Annotated in this window: 1 protein-coding gene; it reads right to left on the bottom strand. The window is 58.4% G+C overall.

Features of this window, described 5'->3' with window-relative positions; genetic code table 11:
• Nucleotides 1-16: 16 nt before the first annotated feature.
• Nucleotides 17-963, bottom strand: a protein-coding gene (locus tag B2M20_RS17655; RefSeq protein WP_087881222.1) for an IS630 family transposase whose coding sequence is annotated in 2 segments (ribosomal slippage) — nucleotides 17-624 and nucleotides 624-963 — 948 coding nt in all. Because the reading frame shifts where the segments join, the coding sequence is not laid out codon by codon here.
• Between the last annotated feature and the right edge of the window lie 93 nt (nucleotides 964-1056).

Below are 1056 nucleotides of genomic sequence, written 5' to 3' on the forward strand. Positions count from 1 at the left end.
CTAGAGCATTTTTCGATCAGGTAGCGTCGTATCCAGCGGCGGCGAGATAATTTTGACATTCATCGGGTGAGAAGCGTTTGAGAGCGTTGGCGATTGCTTGCCAGAGATCGGGCATGGTGCGGGCGGCAGCGGCTCGCAGCAGCGCCTTCAATTTAGAGAAGGCCATCTCGATCGGGTTGAAATCCGGACTGTAGGGCGGGAGATAGAGCAGGCTTGCTCCGACCGCCCGAATGGCCTCTCGAACACCATGGACCTTGTGAGCGGGCAAGTTGTCCATGATAACGGTGTCGCCCGGCCGTAGCGATGGCGCGAGTAATTGTTCGACATAGGCCAGGAAAGCCTCGCCATCCATGGGACCGTCCAGAACAAGCGGCGCGACAAGACCGTCCGAGCGCAATCCAGCGGTAAAGGTTGTCGTCTTCCAGTGTCCGTGTGGGACGGCGGCACGACATCGCTCACCGCGTGGCGAGCGCCCATAAAGCCGCGCCATTTTGGTGTTGGCGCTGGTTTCGTCGATGAAGACGAGGCGCTCAGGGTCGAGATCGATTTGCCCTTCGAACCAGTCCTCTCGCGCGGCATTTATATCGCCGCGCCGTTGCTCGGCGGCGTGCGCTGTCTTTTTTTAAGTGTGATCTTTCTGCGCTGGAAGAAACGCCAGAGCGAAGCGATGCCAGCCGATATTCCACGACGCTTCAACAGGTCTCGCAACTCGGCGAGCGTGATATCCGGCTTCACTGTCACCGCGTCCAAAATCAATTGTGAATGTGCTTCGATGCGCTGCGATCTGTGGTCCCCGCCCTGGCGTTTAGGAACAATGTCGCCAGCTTCTTTGAGGTGACCGCGCCAGCGGATCGCGCTGGCCGCGCTGACACCAAAACGCTCGGCAGCCTGTCGACAGGACAAGCCACCATCAATCGCGGCGATCACCCTTTGGCGAAGATCAACGGAAAGCGCCTTGGCCATGCATGCTGGCCTCCTTCGCCAGCATGCAGCTTGAATCTGACTCGCGCCGTTTTGGGAATCCCAAACGATTCATTCCGGTCGGAAAATGCTCTA

Source organism: Nitrobacter vulgaris, from assembly GCF_002028545.1.
GTDB lineage: Bacteria > Pseudomonadota > Alphaproteobacteria > Rhizobiales > Xanthobacteraceae > Nitrobacter > Nitrobacter vulgaris.